The 16,732-nt window shown below is 63.1% G+C and carries 10 protein-coding genes; 2 read left to right on the top strand and 8 right to left on the bottom strand.

The window, feature by feature from the left end:
• Positions 1 to 174 precede the first annotated feature (174 nt).
• The 8 genes from ACFQ4H_RS16515 to ACFQ4H_RS16550 form a co-directional block, all read right to left on the bottom strand.
• The gene (locus ACFQ4H_RS16515; protein WP_377571854.1) at positions 175 to 741 is read right to left on the bottom strand and encodes a hypothetical protein; all 567 of its coding nucleotides are present in this window, start codon (positions 739 to 741) and stop codon (positions 175 to 177) included.
• A gap of 194 nt (positions 742 to 935) precedes the next feature.
• Entirely contained in the window at positions 936 to 1,394 is a 459-nt protein-coding gene (locus ACFQ4H_RS16520; protein WP_377571855.1) for an SMI1/KNR4 family protein, read from the bottom strand.
• 21 nt (positions 1,395 to 1,415) lie between these two features.
• A complete protein-coding gene (locus ACFQ4H_RS16525; protein ID WP_377571856.1) occupies positions 1,416 to 10,472 on the bottom strand; it encodes a golvesin C-terminal-like domain-containing protein in 9,057 nt (3,018 codons plus the stop codon).
• Between the two features lie 386 nt (positions 10,473 to 10,858).
• A complete protein-coding gene (locus tag ACFQ4H_RS16530) occupies positions 10,859 to 11,305 on the bottom strand; it encodes a hypothetical protein (protein WP_377571857.1) in 447 nt (148 codons plus the stop codon).
• A 35-nt stretch (positions 11,306 to 11,340) separates the two neighbouring features.
• Positions 11,341 to 12,003: a hypothetical protein gene (locus tag ACFQ4H_RS16535; protein WP_377571858.1), complete on the bottom strand. Its 663-nt coding sequence runs from the start codon at positions 12,001 to 12,003 to the stop codon at positions 11,341 to 11,343.
• A 147-nt stretch (positions 12,004 to 12,150) separates the two neighbouring features.
• Positions 12,151 to 12,513, bottom strand: coding sequence for a cupin domain-containing protein (locus tag ACFQ4H_RS16540; RefSeq protein WP_377571859.1), 363 nt, complete (start codon positions 12,511 to 12,513; stop codon positions 12,151 to 12,153).
• A gap of 364 nt (positions 12,514 to 12,877) precedes the next feature.
• A complete protein-coding gene (locus tag ACFQ4H_RS16545) occupies positions 12,878 to 13,375 on the bottom strand; it encodes a GNAT family N-acetyltransferase (protein ID WP_377571860.1) in 498 nt (165 codons plus the stop codon).
• Positions 13,376 to 13,377: 2 nt separating this feature from the next.
• The gene (locus ACFQ4H_RS16550; protein WP_377571861.1) at positions 13,378 to 14,823 is read right to left on the bottom strand and encodes a helix-turn-helix domain-containing protein; all 1,446 of its coding nucleotides are present in this window, start codon (positions 14,821 to 14,823) and stop codon (positions 13,378 to 13,380) included.
• Between the two features lie 364 nt (positions 14,824 to 15,187).
• Between ACFQ4H_RS16550 and ACFQ4H_RS16555 the strand changes: the two genes are divergently transcribed.
• Positions 15,188 to 15,601 (top strand): globin family protein, encoded by a 414-nt coding sequence (locus ACFQ4H_RS16555; protein WP_377571862.1) that lies wholly within the window; start codon positions 15,188 to 15,190, stop codon positions 15,599 to 15,601.
• Positions 15,601 to 16,731, top strand: a complete 1,131-nt coding sequence (locus ACFQ4H_RS16560) for an FAD-binding oxidoreductase (protein WP_377571863.1) — start codon at positions 15,601 to 15,603, stop codon at positions 16,729 to 16,731. The genes ACFQ4H_RS16555 and ACFQ4H_RS16560 overlap by 1 nt, the downstream gene beginning before the upstream one ends.
• Position 16,732: the final 1 nt, after the last annotated feature.

Consider the following 16,732-nt stretch of genomic DNA (forward strand, 5'->3'; position numbering starts at 1 on the left):
ATGCGACTAACCGACCCCGACCGCGCCTACGCCATCAGATGGTGTAGTTATCCGAATATCAACTCGACGCTTACGCTGAATTGCAGCACGGACACTCGCGACGGTTAGCTGGAAGGGCTACAATTTCACGCTAACCAATCATCAACACTCGAATCTTCGGTGACCGTTCACCATTCAGCCTAGATCCGCCAACGAAGTCTCGATGAGGTCGATGATATTGGCGCATGAATCTAGGTGAAGAGCTTCATCGAGGATCTGCTTCACCTGTACCGTAAGCCTTTCCTCGTAGATTTCGCGCATAAGAAGTATGTCTACACAGCTCGGATTTCCAGCAAGTCGTAGCTCGTCTACATGCAGAGAAAACTGCACCACCATCCGATGCGCACAGTCCCTGACGGAGACCGGACCGACGTGTCCGATATCAACGTGATCGTCGTAGTCATCGGCGATGGCCGCCAGCAAGTCGAGGATGTAGGCGCGACCGCTGCTGCATGCATGAAGTAGACCCGCGACCAGGCGTGACACTAGCGGGGCGACGCATTCTGAAAGGCGCCCCTGAAGTAGGGCGACGTTGTCGATTTGCCAGTAAGCCTTCTCCGCCGACTCTTCCGACTCTGCGAACACAAGTGCATTGATAGCTGACGGGAGAGCAGCGGCGTCACCTTTGAAGGATTTCAGTCTCTGCCAGTCGTACCTGGCTATCTCGACATCAGGATTCAACTCCCATCCATCGGCTGCCATCTATCTTTCGCCGTGGATGACGATCATGGTATCGGTGTGTCGGGAACTGCTGTCGCATGTTCACGCGTTGCGTCATTGAACAGTCCCACACTCAGCAACCATGAGCTGACATTGGTCGATCTCGCATCACCCCCATGGGTCAAGCGACATGGTCTGACCGTCGATGCCGGAATGTCGACGAGTATTCGCAGATGTCAACGACCTATGCGCAGCCCCTTAGACGATACGAACTCAAGGAAGTCTGCGGAGTCAAGCTGGACAGCGCCGTCTTCATGGTCGAGGAAGCTCACCCACTCTTGGCACGCGCCGTTCTCAGACACAAATCCCCACCAGTCGCCGGTGCCAACGGGGGCAATTGCAACAAAATTGCGAACAGCGAACTGTCCCTTATTTACGGTTAGTAGATCCTCTGTGTGGCCATCTGGCGACTTGACTGGCAATAGTTCGACGAATGAGAATGCACCTCCGCCGAATACCTGCATGAACATCTTGTACTTCGATGGTAGTTCCGTCCCCAACTCTTCCTCAACCGCAGTAATATCGTCGCGAGTTGCCGTCCAAGAGTCAAAGAGTTGAAACCCAGGAGGATATCGCCTACTCGCTCTTTCTGCGCGAAAGACCTCAACCTGGGCTTCAAACTCGTCGAACTCCACCAGTACCTCTCCCTGCCGTTTCTAATCAGGCCAATTGTCGAACCACAGATCGGGGTCGTAGAAGCCCCAGCCCTGCTCCTGCGAGCGATACCACCAGTGTAGGTTGGTGTCCTCCGCTCGCATAGCCTTGGTTACCCCCTGGTTGTGGATATTCGGGTGCAACTGTGACCCAGGCCCTCTATGGACCACCTGATCTAGTTCATGGATTGGCGAGCCAGGCAACTGATCTGCGTGGTGTATCTCAATTCTGTCGCCCAAGTGTCTCGGGCGAAGCCCATGTGCCCCTCGTCCGATGTCACCTCGAGTCCACGCCCCCTCAACGCGAATAGGCGGAACGTTTGGACCCGCACCCGTCGCGGGGAAACAGTTGCAGCTAACGCCCGGAGGGGTCTTACCACAGTTGTGTACGAGGATTGGCTCGTCGCCAGCTACCACATAGTACGTGTGGATGCCGCTGATGGTCAGGTTGTGGACTCGGGCAGCTTGGGTCCACTCCTTCAGTTCGATGACCTGGACCAGGTTCCCAGTGCTGGTACGCAGCCAGTTGCCGGGCTTCAGGTCCTCGGCATCGACCCATCGTTTGAGATCCTCCAGCCAGAAAGGATGCTGGTCGGTGGCGATGACGCTGCCCTTCTTGTCCCCGTCCGCCCCGTCGGTGTCCACAGTTACCTCGACCAGGTCCTTCTGACCTTCGCCGACGATCAGCGCCTCCACCGAGCGCGCCTCGGTCAGCCCGGTCTCGGGGTCGGTGGCCAGGACCTCGTCTCCGACGCGGATCTCCTCAATCGCCTTGCGTGATCCGTCTGCCATTACCACCAGGGTGCTCGGGACGAAGCTGTTTCCGCGGCAGCCGCGCAGCGCGGGGATCTTGGTCGGGGCAGCCACGCTGCCGATGTTCAGCAGGTTCTTGGTGCCAGAGCGGGCTACGGTTCCCAGGTCCCCTTTGGCCGCTGCTTGGACGCCGGTCCACCAGGTGCTGCCGATATCGGTGGCCATGCTCCACACCATGGTGTAGGGCGAGGTGTAGCCGGCGACGAGCGTGCCGCCGAGTTTCTTGGCCGAGTCACCTGCCTCGTCCCAGTCACCACTTGCGGCGGCCTGGATCGTGTCGCCGGCTGCGGAGTAACCATCGACGATGTGGTTGTAGGTGCCTACGACTCCGTCGACGACACCGCCGACAAAGTCCTTGGCGCCGTCGACGATGCCACCGACGATGTCTCCGAAGATGTTGTGGCCGTCGTTCTCGATGCCACTGATCGGGTTTCCACCCGCGAAGGCGTATCGGTTGCTGGTCCAGGGATTCAGGCCCAGGTCGAGGTCTGAAAGAGCACCGTTGTAGGTGTCACGGGACAGGAACCGGTTCAGGCCGGGGCTGTAGTCCCGGAATCCCATGTCGTAGTTTCCGGAGTTCTGGTCCCAGCGTTTGGCGTTGAACCGGTATGCGCTGTACGGCTCTTTGGTGGGCTCGGCGGTGTCGGGTTTGTCTATGCCGGTGAACTGGGCGTCGTCGTTGCTCCCGTACGCGCTGTAGCCGTAGGTGGCCTTGGTGTCGCCGGCTGCGTTGGTCAGTTGCTCGACGTCGGTGTGCGGGTTGTAGCCGAAGTAGGCGTCCTCTTCCGTACCGTCGCTGTTGTGCTTGACCTGGGACAGCCGTTGACCCCAGGGGGAGTACTGGTAGGACTTGGTCACCGTGCCGGCGACTTCTTCGTCGAGGACCTCGGTCGATAGGCCCAGGTAGTTGAAGACGGTGGTCTTCTCCTTCGCCGTACCGGCGTCGGTGGTCTTCGTGGTGGTCCGGTCCAGCGGATCGAACGTGTACTTCGTGGTCGAGGTGCTGGTGCCGTTGTCCTTACGGTTTTCGATGACGTGGTCGAAGCCGTCGTAGACGTTGCGCTCGATCACCGTGCCGGCGGAGGTGATGGTGTCCAGTCGACCGAACGGGTCGTAGTTGTAGGACGCTGTCGAGCCACCGGCCGTGGCGGTGAGGAGACGGTTGCGGTCGTAGTTGAAGCTTGTCGTGGTGCCCTTGATCGTTTGCTCGATGACGTTGTTGTTGGCGTCGTGGACGTACGTCTCGGTGCCCGCCCCGGTGCCCGTGATCGTGACCGACGAGATTCGGTTTCGAGGGTCGTAGGCGTAGTCGGTGACGCTGCTCAGGGTCGCCGCGTGGTTGTCGGCGTTCATCTTCGTGCTGGTGTCGCGCGACCGGTTGCCGTTGGCGTCGTACTCGATGACGTGGTCGGAGACCAGCGTGCCGTTCGGTTTCTTCTCGACCTGGGTCTTGAGACGCCCGTCGAGGTAGTACGTGTAGTCGACGGTGTTGCCGTTGCCCTTGACCTCGCGAAGCCGCTCGCCGCGATCCGTGTAGGTGTACGTGGTCACCTTCGGGTCGGCATCGGTCGCCGACTTTCCGTTGGTCACCTTCGACAACAGGTCCCGCGCGTCGTACTCGTAGGTCGCGTACTGCTTGCCGTGTTCCCTGGTCTTCGGGGCGCTGTTCTCGTTGTAGCCGAAGGTGGTGGTGTTGACCGTCGTGCCGGCCTTGGCCTCGATCACCTTCTGGACCTGGTTCAATCCGGTGTAGGTGACCGTGTACGTGTCGACGCGTGTGCCGGGGGAGGCGTCGGTGATGGTGGTCAGGTTTCCGTTTGCGTCGTACTGGTACGCGTAGTCGTGCTTCTCGTTGTCGGTGTCGTTGGAGTTGTCACGGACGAGTTTGACCGCGTCGGCGACCACCGTGCCGCTGGCCTGGTCCGACAGCGAGATGCTGTGGGTGTTGCCCTCCGCGAAGCTGTAGGAGCCGAGCGACACCCAGGTGCCGCTGTTGGTGGTCTGGTCGACCGTCTTGACGGTGCTGCCGCCACTGTGCGTGACCGTGTATCTGGCGTCGGCTGCGGCACCGGTCACCTGCGGGTAGCGGGCGAAGACCTCGTAGGTGCCGGCCTGCGGGGTGTTGAGTTGCCAGGTGAACTTGTCGGCACCGGTCCCGGCAGCGTTGGTGGCGTAGTTGTGGCCGTACCTGCCGGCCGCCGTACCGGCCGCCGCCCAGGTGCCGGTGACGGTCGTGTTGTTGAAGTCGGAGTTGTCGACCAGCACGACCTGTCTGCCGACCGGGACACCGTCGTCGGCGCGGGTCTTCAGTTTGCCGTCCGGGTAGTAGGTCCAGGTCATGGTCCGGTTCGACGAGCCACCCGCCGAGGTGAGCGTACGGGCGGTCTGCGCGCCGAGCTGGTCGTAGTCGTAGGTGGCGACGATGTCCCACGGGTCCGTGCTCGACCGCGTCCAGCCGTTGTCGAAGTAGGTGTAGGAGGTGTCGTTGCGTACCGACTCACCGGCTGACGGCGGCATGCTGACCGTGGTGAGTCGGCCGATGTCGTCGTACGAGTAGATGGTCCTGTCCGGCGCGTTGTAGCGGGCGTGGTCCCTGTCGTACGCGGTGTGGGTTTCCTTGATCCGGTTGAGTGCGTCGTAGACGGCTACCTCGGTGAAGTCGTCCGGGTCGTCGGTGGTGGCCACACCCCGGGGGCTGATCACCTTGGTCCGGTTGCCGACCTGGTCGTACTCGTAGCGAGTGGTGTTGTAGCTGATGACGCCGGCGGTGTCCCGATGTGGCACCTTCACCTCGGTCGGGTTGCCCCGCGCGTCCAAGGTGACCTGGGTGGTGTAGCCGAGCTGGTCGGTGGAGGCCGTGACCAGGCCGTCCCGGTCGTACGTGGTGGTGGTGTACTTGCCCAGCGCGTCGGTGGTCCTGATGAGCCGGTACGCCCAGTCGTAGGTGTACTTGGTGGTGTAGTCCGCCGTATCGGCCGTCACGTTCTTGCGCGGATCTATGACGGTTACGACGTTGCCCACCGTGTCGTACTCGTAGCTGATCCTGTGGCCTGCGGCGTTGACCACCTGGGTGAGCTGGTAGACCTCGTCATAGGTGTTGGTGGTGACGTAGTCCCCTGCGGTGGCGGTCAGGTTGCCCTTGGGCTCGGTGGTGGTGAGCAGGTTGCCCACCTTGTCGTACGTGAACGACGTCTTCCGCTCCGGGTCACCGGCCTGGTCCACCGGGGCAAGGGTGTAGGTGAGCTGGTCGGCCGGGTCGTAGACGGCTGTGCTGACCGCGCCGTTCGGTGCGGTGGACTCGGTGACGTTGTCATTCGGGTCGTAGACCGGCGCGGGAGTGGTGATGAACTTCTCGGCGGCCTGGTCCTTCGGGACCTTGCTCACCAGGAGCCGGCCGAACGTGTCGTACGTCTGGGTGGTCTCCTTCCCCAACGCGTCGGTGACCTTGAGGACCTGGCCGCGCACGTCGTAGACGAAGGCCGTCGACTTCCCGAGGGCATCCGTGATCGTCCGGGGGTAGCCGTTGGGGTCGAAGCTGCTGTTGGTGGTGACGTTGCCGTTTGCGTCGGTCGCCGTTAGCAGTTGGCCCCAGTCGTCGTAGGTGTAGGAGGTCCGGTAGTCGTTCGGGTCGGTGGTGGTGTTACCGAGCGGGTCGACCACCCATTCCAGGTCGCCTTCGAGGGTGTAGCCGAAGGTCGACTTCCGGCCCTCCGGGCTGGTCTTACTGGTCAGGTCTGCGACGTACCCGTCGAGCTGGTACTGGTAGGTCAGGACCGTGCCGGGGGTGCCGTTCCTGACCGCCTCGGCGTCCTTGCTCTCCAGCGGATAACCGGTCTTCGGGTCGTAGGACCAGGTGGAAACGGCTCCGTTCGGCTCTTCGAGCCGGACGACATTGTGGTCGTCGTCCCACCCCAGCTTCGTGACCTGGTTCTTGGCGTTGGTGGTCTGCGTCGGCCGGCCGTAGCCGTCCATCTGGTAGGTGGTTGCGTGGTTCTCCGCGTCGGTGACCGTGGTGTGGATGGTGTTGCCCTGCGGGCCGTCCGGATCGGTGTAGGCGAACTGCGACGGGTGCCCCAGCCGGTCGGTGTAGGTCTTGGTGGCCCAGTGGAACTTCGGATCGTCCTGCGGTGGGGAGTAGTAGGCGAGGTTGGTGGCGTTGCCCCGAGGATCCGTGACCCGCACGAGCTTGACGTTCTTGTTGCCCTGGGTCATGTCGTAGGCGAACTTGAACACCTTGGGCTGGTCCGAGCCGGCGCCGTCGATCAACTCACCGAGCAGCCCCTTGTCGGTGTACGTGAAGGTCAGCTTCCGACCGGAGACGTCGGTGATCTGCCTGACGTGGTCGATGATGTGCGGGTTGGTCAGCCTGGTGGCGGACTGACGGGTCCACGTCGTGTCATCGATGTAGTCGTAGTCCTCGCCCTTGCCGTAGTAGTCGATGGTCAGGGTCTGCCGGCCGGTTGGGTCGGTGAGGTATTTGAGGAACTTGGTCGGCTTGTTGTTCGACTTCCGCTCCTCGTAGGTGAACAGCAGCTCGTTGCCGTTGTTGTCCGCCACCGCCGACAGGTAACCGTCGCAGTCGTAGAAGAACTGGGTACGGTCCGGGCGGGTCAACAACCAGGCTCGGGACTCCTCGGTCTTGTTGCCGCACTCGACGAGACGCTGTAGGTAGAGGTGCACACCCTTGGGGCTCTTCCACCGCCCGGCGGCAGCGTCCCAGGTGAACCAGTGGCTCGTGCCATCCCCGTCGGTAAGGGTGACCTTGGTCGGGTTGGGGTTGGGGTGGAAGTCCAGCGGCGTGCCGAGTCGCATCATCGACGAGGCCTGCAACGACCAGCCGTACCCGGCGACCGTGTCGGAGGTGTCGAGGGAGTTGTAGGCCAGGCGTACGAAGGTGGAGAGGCCCCGGGACGGGTTGCTGAACGCGTCGTACGACCAGACGGTGTTCCCGGCGTACAGGTTGTTCATCAGAGTGCCGCCGGCACCGGTGTTCTTTCCCGCGTACGAGTAGAACTTCTCCAACCCCAACTGATCGGATGTGGGCTCCTCGACCGCCACGTTCTGCGGCAGCGGAGCAATGGGAGTCGTCTCCGACAGCCACTTGCCGGTGGCCTTGTTACGCAACTGCCACTTGAGCACGTAGTCGGTGCGCTTGTTGCCCTCGGTGCTCGCCACGGGGGTCTTCACCTGCGCCGCGATGTCCACCGTGCCGCCGGCCGGAATGTCCTTCGGCAGTGCGGTGGCCACCTGGTTGCTGGCATCCGTCGCTGGGCTGCCGTCGGCCCGCTCCCACTGGTAGGACAACTCCCAGTCGGTCGCCTTCCAGTCGGTCCGGGTCGGGTTCGAAACGGTCACCGGGGCGCTGTAGGTGCTGGCCGGAGCCACCTGGGCCGGCGTGGCCGGTGCGTAGTACGTTGACTCGGCGATCGGCTCGATGTAGGTGACCACCAGCTTCGGGCGGAGTTGCGGCTCCGCTGCCTCGCTGGACAGGAAGATCGTCCGTTCCGCTGGCGTGGTCTCGTTGGCCAACTTCACCAGCAGGCCGTTGTTGCTGCTCGTGCCGGCCACCCAGCCCTGGACGGCGTCCTTGACGTACCAGATGCGCCAGGCCGGGTCGTCGGTGTTGCCGGTCACCGCGTCCGGCACGGCCGGGTCGAAGTCCCCACCCGCCGTGGTCCAGTTGTTGACGGCGTCGGCCTTCGACCACGAGGCGGTGGCCTCATCGAAGGACCGGTTGAGGGCGTGCACCTCGTAGGTGGCGTTGGCCGGCGTCGGGGTGCTCACCGACCACAGGTCGAACTCGGCGTCGAGAATCTGGGCGTTGGCCGGGATGGCCGACACCCCGGGGAAGCGGATCACCGCCCGGGTCGTGCCATAGGTACTGGAGTCGTTGGCCACCATCAGCCACGGGTTGCCGGCAAGCACGTCGTGCCCGGTGGTCGACCGGGTCGACGACAGTGTGGTGTCCGCCGCGTCGCCCTGCAGGATCTGCACCACCCGTCCGGCGCGCGGCAGCCGTACGATCTGCGTCGGTGCCGGAATCAGCGAGCCGTCAGCGGTCTTCACCGCCACCATGTAGTAGTAGACCTGGCCGAAGGGATCGGTGGAGTCCACCGGGGTTGGCACGGCGGTGGTGTCGGTGAACGTCGTTGCGGTCCTGGCCACGGGAGCGACCAGCGTGGCCGCCGACGGGGTGTACGTCTGCCACACCGACCGGTGCACCTGGTACTCCACGATGTCGCTGCCGGTGTAGCCGGACCACTTCAGCTCGGCACCGGTGGAGTAGATCTTCGTTGGCGGATCCAGGGACACCCCCGGCCGGCCATAGTTGATGATCAGCTTTGGGGTGTTCTCGTTTTCCCCGTTGTAGGCGTACTCAGCCGCTTCATAACGCGGACCGCCACGCCCCAGATTGGTCTCGTCCGCGGCCTTCAGCATGAATCCGTAGTTCGGCGTCCCCGTCAACCACGACTGCACCAGGTTCGTCACCGGGTAGCTGTGCCAGACGCTCGACTCGTTGGCCTTCTTCACCGCGCCGGCCTTGGTCAGGCGCACCGCGTCGGCGTTCACCGCGACGGAGTCGGACACTCCGGTGTCGCCAAGAACGACGCGCCCGGTCGTACCGGCACTGAACGGGAACGTCCCCAGCGTCGCCCAGTGTGCTGGAAGCGGTCCCTGTTGGTTCACCGTCTTGGTGGCGCTGCCGCCGTTATGGTGCACCGTGTACGGGGCCGCCGTCGACCGGTCCGACGCGGCCACGTAGTGGGCGTCCACGGTGTAGTTGCCGTCCTCGGGCAGGGTGGGTACCCAGGTGAACGTCTCACCCGCCACCGTGTTCTTGTTGAACCGGTAGGTGCCGTTGATGCCGTACTTGATGAGGTCGGTGTTGGTCGACACCGGCCAGTCCCCACTTACGCCGATCTTGCTGGTTTCGGAGTCGTCCACCGTGACCACGGTGGCCGCCCCGGTGCCCATGCTCGTGTTGATCGACGCCCAGGTGACCGACGACTCGCTCCACGGCGCCGTCACCTGACGCGCCTCCAGCGGCACGTCGTACTCGTTGGTCGTGTGCTCCTGGTCGAAGTACATCTGCAACGACGCCGAGTCGATCGTGGCGTTCGAGGGGACGCTCGACAGATCGAACCTGACCAGACTGCGTGCCCGCGACGAAGTCGTCGTCCCGACCGACAACCGCCAGTTGCCGTCGTAGTTGCCGTTCGGGTCGTCTGAGGTGATCATCGCGTCCTCGGACTGGGACACCGTCGGCTGAATCTTGATCGTCGGGTCCACCGTCACCGGAAACACGCGAGCGGGATCGGCCAACCACTCCCGATCCGCTGCGATCGTCACCGTCGTGACACCACCGATGGTGGCGAGTTTCTGGGTTACCTTGTCGCTCCATACCTTCCCGTACGGTGACCCGGCATCATCGCGGGAGTCGAACATGAACGGCGCGGGCATGACCAGGAGCACTCGTCCGCTGTCTGGATCCCGGAACTCGATCGCCTGATCCTCGCGCTGCGACACACGCAGCCGGCCGGGATCCAACCGGAACGTCACCGAGGCGGCGGCCGATGCCCGCTTCAGCGTGATCAGCTCTTTCAACGCCTGGCTGGTCACCTGATAGCTGACATCCGCCCCGTCCAGCAGATCCGGGTAGGTGATCGTGTCACCGTCGACCTGCGACTGCGCCGACCGGCTTGCGCCCGGTAGGCCCAGTACGACCCGCTCACCGCCCAACTCGAACCGCGCCAGATCGTCGCTGCGGCCGGCGAACCGACTGGTGAACGTGTTGCTGGTGTTGGCGTACGCACCCGCTCCGGCGGCTCGCACGCGGGTGTCAATGGGCTGGTATCGGCCCGCCGCATCGCGGTACAACCGCGCCTTCGTCGACACCTCCGCCTGCACCCGGCCGTCTGACATCTCAAAGACCCGGGTGGTTGCCGTACGACGGGCCACCACCTCCCGTACCCGCTTCGCCGGCTTGACCGTGCGGCCCGCCGGGGCCGTGCGCTCGACCGTCAGGCCCGGACTTACCCGCTCCTGTCGCGGTGTGGTCGATCCGCCGCCGACCAGGGCACGAGCCGCATCTCCCAGCCGGGACAGCAATCCGGAATCCTGATCAGCAGCGGCCTTTTCCCCCGCCAGCCGATCGGGCCCACCCGGCGGCAACGTCTCCACGCCGCCAACGCCGACCACCAGCGCCAACAGCAGTGCAACAACGAGTGCACCCCGCAACCTCTTCATCACCCGTCACCCTCCGCCAGGGAGCAGACACGACGGGTGGATCGTAGGGGGAATGATCTGTAGCGATCAATATCTTTGATCGTCGAAGTTTGATGGGGTAGTCCGGACTCGCTGTCGCTCGCGATCGTTGCCGCGGCCATGCCGGCGCGCTCCCGGTCCGCCGCTCCAGGTGTGAAACTGCAGGCCATGACGGGTCAGAGTTGGGCAATCGTCGACAGTCGACGTCATTCGTGCCCGAAGGTCGACAACTGGGCGGAGAATGCCTTCACTGACACAGTGATGATTGTCACTAACCTTCACTGGTGTGGGCGGGTCGGCGGGCGAGTCGGGTTCCCTTCGACAGCAGGCGTCACTGACGGCCGCACGGGTGTCCACGGCCGGTGTGGTCAGTGATGCACGATGCCCCAGGTACGCTCGACCGGGTCGACCAGAGCAGTCAGATGGACCGGAGGCGTCTGTTTCGCAGCCTGAATACAGACGGCTTTCCTGCATCGGTGCGTGACATCGAACGCCTCAGCTCCGGGCGGAACGATGCGCAGATCCAGCCGATAGACGATGTCATCGTCACCGTCCTCCTCAGCCGCGAGGATCTCGGCGCGTGCTCTGCCCCCGGAGGCTTCCAGTTTCTCGGTGGCCTCGACTGCCAGGCCTGCTGAGAACCACAGGCCGAGCCCGATCATCAACAGGGCCAAACCGGCCATGACCAGGATCAGCACCTGCCACCACGTATCGCTGTGGACGACGGAGATGCCGATCCCGATGACCGTGCTGCCGGTTATCAGGACGGCGAGGAACCGCTCCCAACGAGCCGAACGTCGAGTAGTCAGATGCACCTGTGTCCAAGGGTCCGACCTGGACCCGGCTCGGATCATTTCTGCGTCCAGGCGGTAGCCACGATCACCAGGTTCTGACTGGAGTCGACGGACACGATGGTGAAACGTACGAGACCATTGCTGGCTGTGGTCATGCAGTAGGTCGAGCCAGGCTCGATCGACTGGGCCAGCATCCGTCTCGGCGCACCCTGTTGCAGGTTGGCGGCATCCGCGCACTCTGCGGCTGGCGGCTTACCCTCGACTCGCGCGAAGCTACGGTCGTACTCCGGCACGATCAACCAGTACTCGTTTGCCCCGAGGCAGTTGCTGTAGACGAGGTCGTAGGAGCCGGTACTCGCTGCCGCTATTTTTCCGGTCTGCACGGTTGGGCGGGACGAAACGAACGTCACCGCGTTGTCGAGACAGGTGCCGTCGGGCCGAGGCAGAGTCAGCTGTACGTCTTCGTACCGCACGAGGTACCCATCCTGCGCCTGAGGCGGTGCCTGCCTGCTGGCATCGGTAGACGTACCGCTGGAACGGGAGCCGGCGGTAGCGGGTGGCGGTGATGTATCGCCGCCACCACCCCCGGCCGCGAGGAGCGTGCCGACGACCCCGATCAGCGCACCGAGAATGGTGACCAGCCCGGACGTGAGCCAGAACTGGCGGTGCGAAAACGACTGCCCAGCACCCGGTGCCGCCTGTCCACGCTCATCTGCCATGGTCGCCCCAGTCCGACGGCTGTACGGCGTTCCATGATAGTGACACTCATCGCTTGCCACTGCGTATCCCGTCGGCGTGGTGCGCTGATCCTGGTCGAGCCGGGAGTGCACCCTTACATCACGACCGATCGGCGGGCGGACGGGAGATCAGTCGCCCGGTTGCAGCCAGTAGACGGAGACAGCGTGTAGTGGTTCCGGCCCGTCATTGCGTACCTGGTGCGGCACCCTGCTCTCAAATGCCGCAAGGTCCCCGGCTTGCAGCACCGTTGTCTGGTCGGCCCAGGTCAGAGTGCCGACGCCGGACACGATGATCCATACCTCACGAGACCGGTGTACGTCGAGGTCGTTGGCCGTCCCTGGGGCGACCGACCAGCGGGCGATCTCGAACGGGGCGGGCGACTCCGCCGGAAACGGCAGCAGTGCCCGGTGCACCGGACCGCCCTCGCTGAAGTCGTACCAGTGCTCAAACTCGACGGGACCGCTGGTAGTGGTCAGGTTCGTGCTCGACATGTCGTCCAGGCTGACGCGTCAGGACTTGTACGTCTGGCGGCATTCGGACGTGACGCATGTAGCGACCGTCGCCCGCTCCGCCGAAGGTAGGCTACTCCGGTAGCTGCTGTGCAGCGTTCGTTGATATCTGAAGAGAGATGCCCGATTTGCGATCGTGCTTCGGACTGACATCGGCCGTTCGCGGCCGGTCTCCATTGCGACGTCGAGCTGCGCAGCCGGGCTGCCGCTGCTGGGATCTGACACCGGCACTTCGGTGCCGGTCTCCATTGCGACTCCAGGCCTACCAGTCCAATGAAGTCCGCGCTGTGCTGACACCGGTACTTCGGTGCCGGTCTCTATTGCGACCCGGACGGGCTTTGGCGAATCAGTGTGGGTGATTTATTGCTCGACTCGTCTGACGAAAGTCGGTCAGCCGGTAAAATGCCTTTGTGGATAGCTGGTTCGAGCCGAACTGGCGGTAGAAGTGCTGAGCGTCCTCGTTTTCTAGGTCGGTTGTCCATTCCAGGCGGCTACAGTCGTTCTCGACTGCGACTTCCATTAAGGTCTTCATCAGAAGATTTCCAATGCCCTGTCGGCGGTGGAGCTTGCTTACGTATAGCTCCTTCAAATAGAGAGATCGGGTGACTCCGACGGCTGGCCAGAGAAAGGAGTAGGATGCGAGGCCAACAACCTCGTTATTCTTCCTGGCTAGCATTAAGTGTATGCCGAGGTTTTCTTCGAAGAGATTCGTTTTGATGGCAGCTAGCCGGTCTTCGAGCGGTGAAAACGTGGTTGCGCCGTAGAATCGATCCATCTCTTCCAGAAGGATGGCGATGGATGGGATGTCGTCCGGCTCGGCCCTCGATGTGGTGAGCGGCGGCACGGCTATATCCTTTCTTGAGGAGAAGTCAGTGCCAGGGCATCGTGGAGATCTGTGGCTTGGCTGTGTTTTCGATAGGTAATTGGAAGTGTGTTATATACGTCCCATGCTCGTTGGGTGATCAGGCCTGAACGCTGGGATTCGTTCAAGCTGTTCAGCTCGTTAAGTGTAATTGTTGAGGCGGCATCGTTGTGGCCCTGTAGTGCCAGGCAGATGGCTTGATCGAACTGTACAAGTGTCCGGTCGAGAAAATCGCTAGCTGGGTACAGTCTCAATGCCTCTTCTTGGGCCGGTAGCGCTGCAGAAATGATTTTCATATGGGTGTACGCGTTGCCTGCGTGGAAGTGCAGCTGGGCTTTGTTGTAACCAAAGGCGGAAGCAGTTTTCGTCTCCGCCGGTAGGTTTTCGAGGCTGCTTTCTGCTCGGTCCAGTGAGCGCTGCGCCTCCCGAGGATTGCCGAGTCTCGCCTCGGCTCTGGCTTGAAGCGCGGCAGCCAGTGGTACGCCTGCACACGGGGTGCTTCCAGCGATTGCCAGGGCCTCGCGTGCCGCAGTGCTGGCCGCATCAAAGTCGCCGCGATAGTAGTGCACGTAAGCTTCCTGTCCCCGGACCCACGAGCATATTGTGGGGTCTCCTACCTCATCGGCGGCGATTCGCGCTGTACGAATCCATTTTCGGGCATGTGCAGGATTGCCTATTTTGATCAGCGTCAAGAATATGAGGCCGGCCATCTGTGCTGCTATTCGAGTCAGGCGAAGTAGTGAGCTTGACGACGTCTTGTAAGTGAGCAACCTTTGGATTTCTTCGAAGTCTGTGGCCAAATCTACTAATTGCACGGAAGCGGGCCGATGTCGAGTGCTTTCGCCGTGGTGTAGGACCACCTGTTCCCAGTAGTCTAGGCAGCTTGTCGTCACTGCGTCGCCCGAGATTGCCTCAGTAACGCCTTGTCGGAGCATCTCAAGCTGGATGAGGAGTTGAGAAGGGCGATTATTTTGCGGTGAGAATGATTCAAGCCCGTTGGTTGCGTCACCACTGGTGGTCGACATTTTATCTATGATTGCATCATCTTGTATTCGATCTATCTGATCGTTGTTGTTGTCTCTGTTTCCTGGCAATTTGAACCACAAGTAGTGGACGGGAATATGCAGGAGTTGTGCCCAGTGGGTGAGGCGATCCAAGTGCACTATGGCTGGGCCGTTTTCGGCCCTGCTGAGTTGGGCCTGGGCTATCCCGAGCCAGCAGGCAACGGTTTCCTGAGGGAGCGGGTGTCGACCGTGGTAGGGGTGGTATCGGTAGGCGCGGATGACCTTCCCGAGATGGCGTTCGCTGAGTGCCTGCCGGATCGGCTCGTGCTCCCAGAAGTCCGCCGGCAGGGTGGGCGGGGAGGTGAGCCGATCACGTTCAGCTGTCTGGCAGGCGCCGCAACGTCCACTGTGATTGTCGCGGGCCAAGCGTGCGCCGCAGCGAGGGCAGTTTGAGGGCGTCGCCAGCGACCTTGCCATAGGGGTGGCTCCGTTCGTTGCCGTCAGATGCTGATCATATCCATCTAACTCGCCAGGTCGGCAATCGGTATACGTATTGCGTATACCGGTCATTCATGTGATGACCAACTATCGAGTTTCGAGATCATTAGAGCCCGATGTGATCTGTAGTGACTCAGCGTCATGTGCATCGCGCTTCCGGGCAACCATGATCAGGACATGGCCCGGGGCGGGGGTGGCTGTGGTGGCAGGTTCTCCCGAGGTTGCTACCCGTGTGATGCCCGCCCGCTCCGGTGCCGTTCCAGGTTGCCGAGTCGTGAGGAGCGCTTTTGTGATGGGTGTGGACGGTGGCTTGCCGCCCGTTGGTGGTCCTGGCTTCGGGGTGTCGGATGCTGCGGCGTACCCGATGGATGTGCCCGCGTTCGAGCAGCTCGGCCCGAGAGGAGTGGGTGACGCGGTGGCCCGCTGGCTGCGCCTCGTGGCTGCGGATGCGGAGCTGTCCCCGTACCTCGTGGGGGTTGATCTGCCAAGGTTGGGCGGACATCTGGCGTTGCAGTTGACGGCGGCGTTGGGCGGACCTGCCGGTGACATCGCCCGCCCGACGGCGGGGGCGTGGCAGGGGTTGGGTCTGTCGCCGGAGCAGCATCGTCGAGTCGTCGACTACCTGACCGGCACGTTGACGGGGTTGGGTGTGTCGCCGGAAGCGGTTGCCGTGGTGGGCCGGGTGTTCGCGGACGAGGTGGCCTGATGAGCATCGCCACAGAAGAGGAGTTGCTGGCGCTGTGGTCTGCCACGACCCAGCAGATGGATCCGGCCACCGACGAGTTCTGGCGCATCGTCGAGGAGCGCCGGCCAGGGCTGCTGCCGCAGCAGGATGCCGCGCTGCTGTTCACCAGCCTCGGTCGGCTGGTCACCGGTGGCGACGATGCGGCGGGTCGGGCGGCCCTGCTGGCGGTGCTGGGCCGGGCCCACCAGCGGTTCCAGCTGATGACCCCGCATCACCAGTTGATCGGTGACGCGATGACGGCCACGATGGCCCGCTACGTCCCCGATCTCTGGACACCGGAGGTGGCGCTGACCTGGATCCGGGTCTACGAGGCGACGACCCAGGCATTGGCCCGGATCGCCCGCAGCATGCGGCCGGGCCCGGCCTGGACGTCGGCTGAGGTGGTCGATGTGGATCGGCCTGCGGAGGGGATCGGCATTCTCAACGTACGCCCGCAGCGCCGCCTGTCGTTCCGGCCCGGTCAGGCGGTGCCGGTGAGTGTGCCGCAGCACCCGGGCCGGTGGCGCTGGTACGCCCCGGCGAACGCACCCCGTCCCGACGACACGATCGAGCTGCATGTACGGGCAGTCCCGGACGGCAGCGTTTCCCACGTACTCGCCAACGTGGTGCGGCCGGGGCAGCGGATGTGGCTCGGTCCCGCCTACGGCGACGGCCTGTTACTCGCACCGGGATCAGGGGATGACCTGCTTCTGGTGGCGGGTGGTACGGGTCTTGCTCCACTGCGGTCCCTGGTCGAGCAGGTAGTTGCCGAGGGGGACAACGGTCGGCGGGTGACCCTGGTGGTGGGGTCCCGGACGTTCATGGAGCTGTACGACGCGACGAGCCTGGACAAGTTGCAGTCTGCCCACGGCTGGTTGACGTTGGTGCCGGCGTTCTCCCACGATCCGACCGCCGAGCCGGAGGAGGTGGGCGACGCCCTGACCATTGCCCTGCCGCACTTTCGGCCAGGTCAGGACGTGTACGTGTGTGGGCCACCGGCGATGACCCGGGGTGCGTTGCTGCGGTTGCTGGTCGCGGGGGTTCCCGCTGAGCGGATCCACCTGCCCGACGAGTACGACGGCACCGGTCATGGGTATCTACCGCAGCGGTAAC

The organism is Micromonospora sonneratiae (genome assembly GCF_042679305.1).
Lineage (GTDB): Bacteria > Actinomycetota > Actinomycetes > Mycobacteriales > Micromonosporaceae > Micromonospora_H > Micromonospora_H sonneratiae.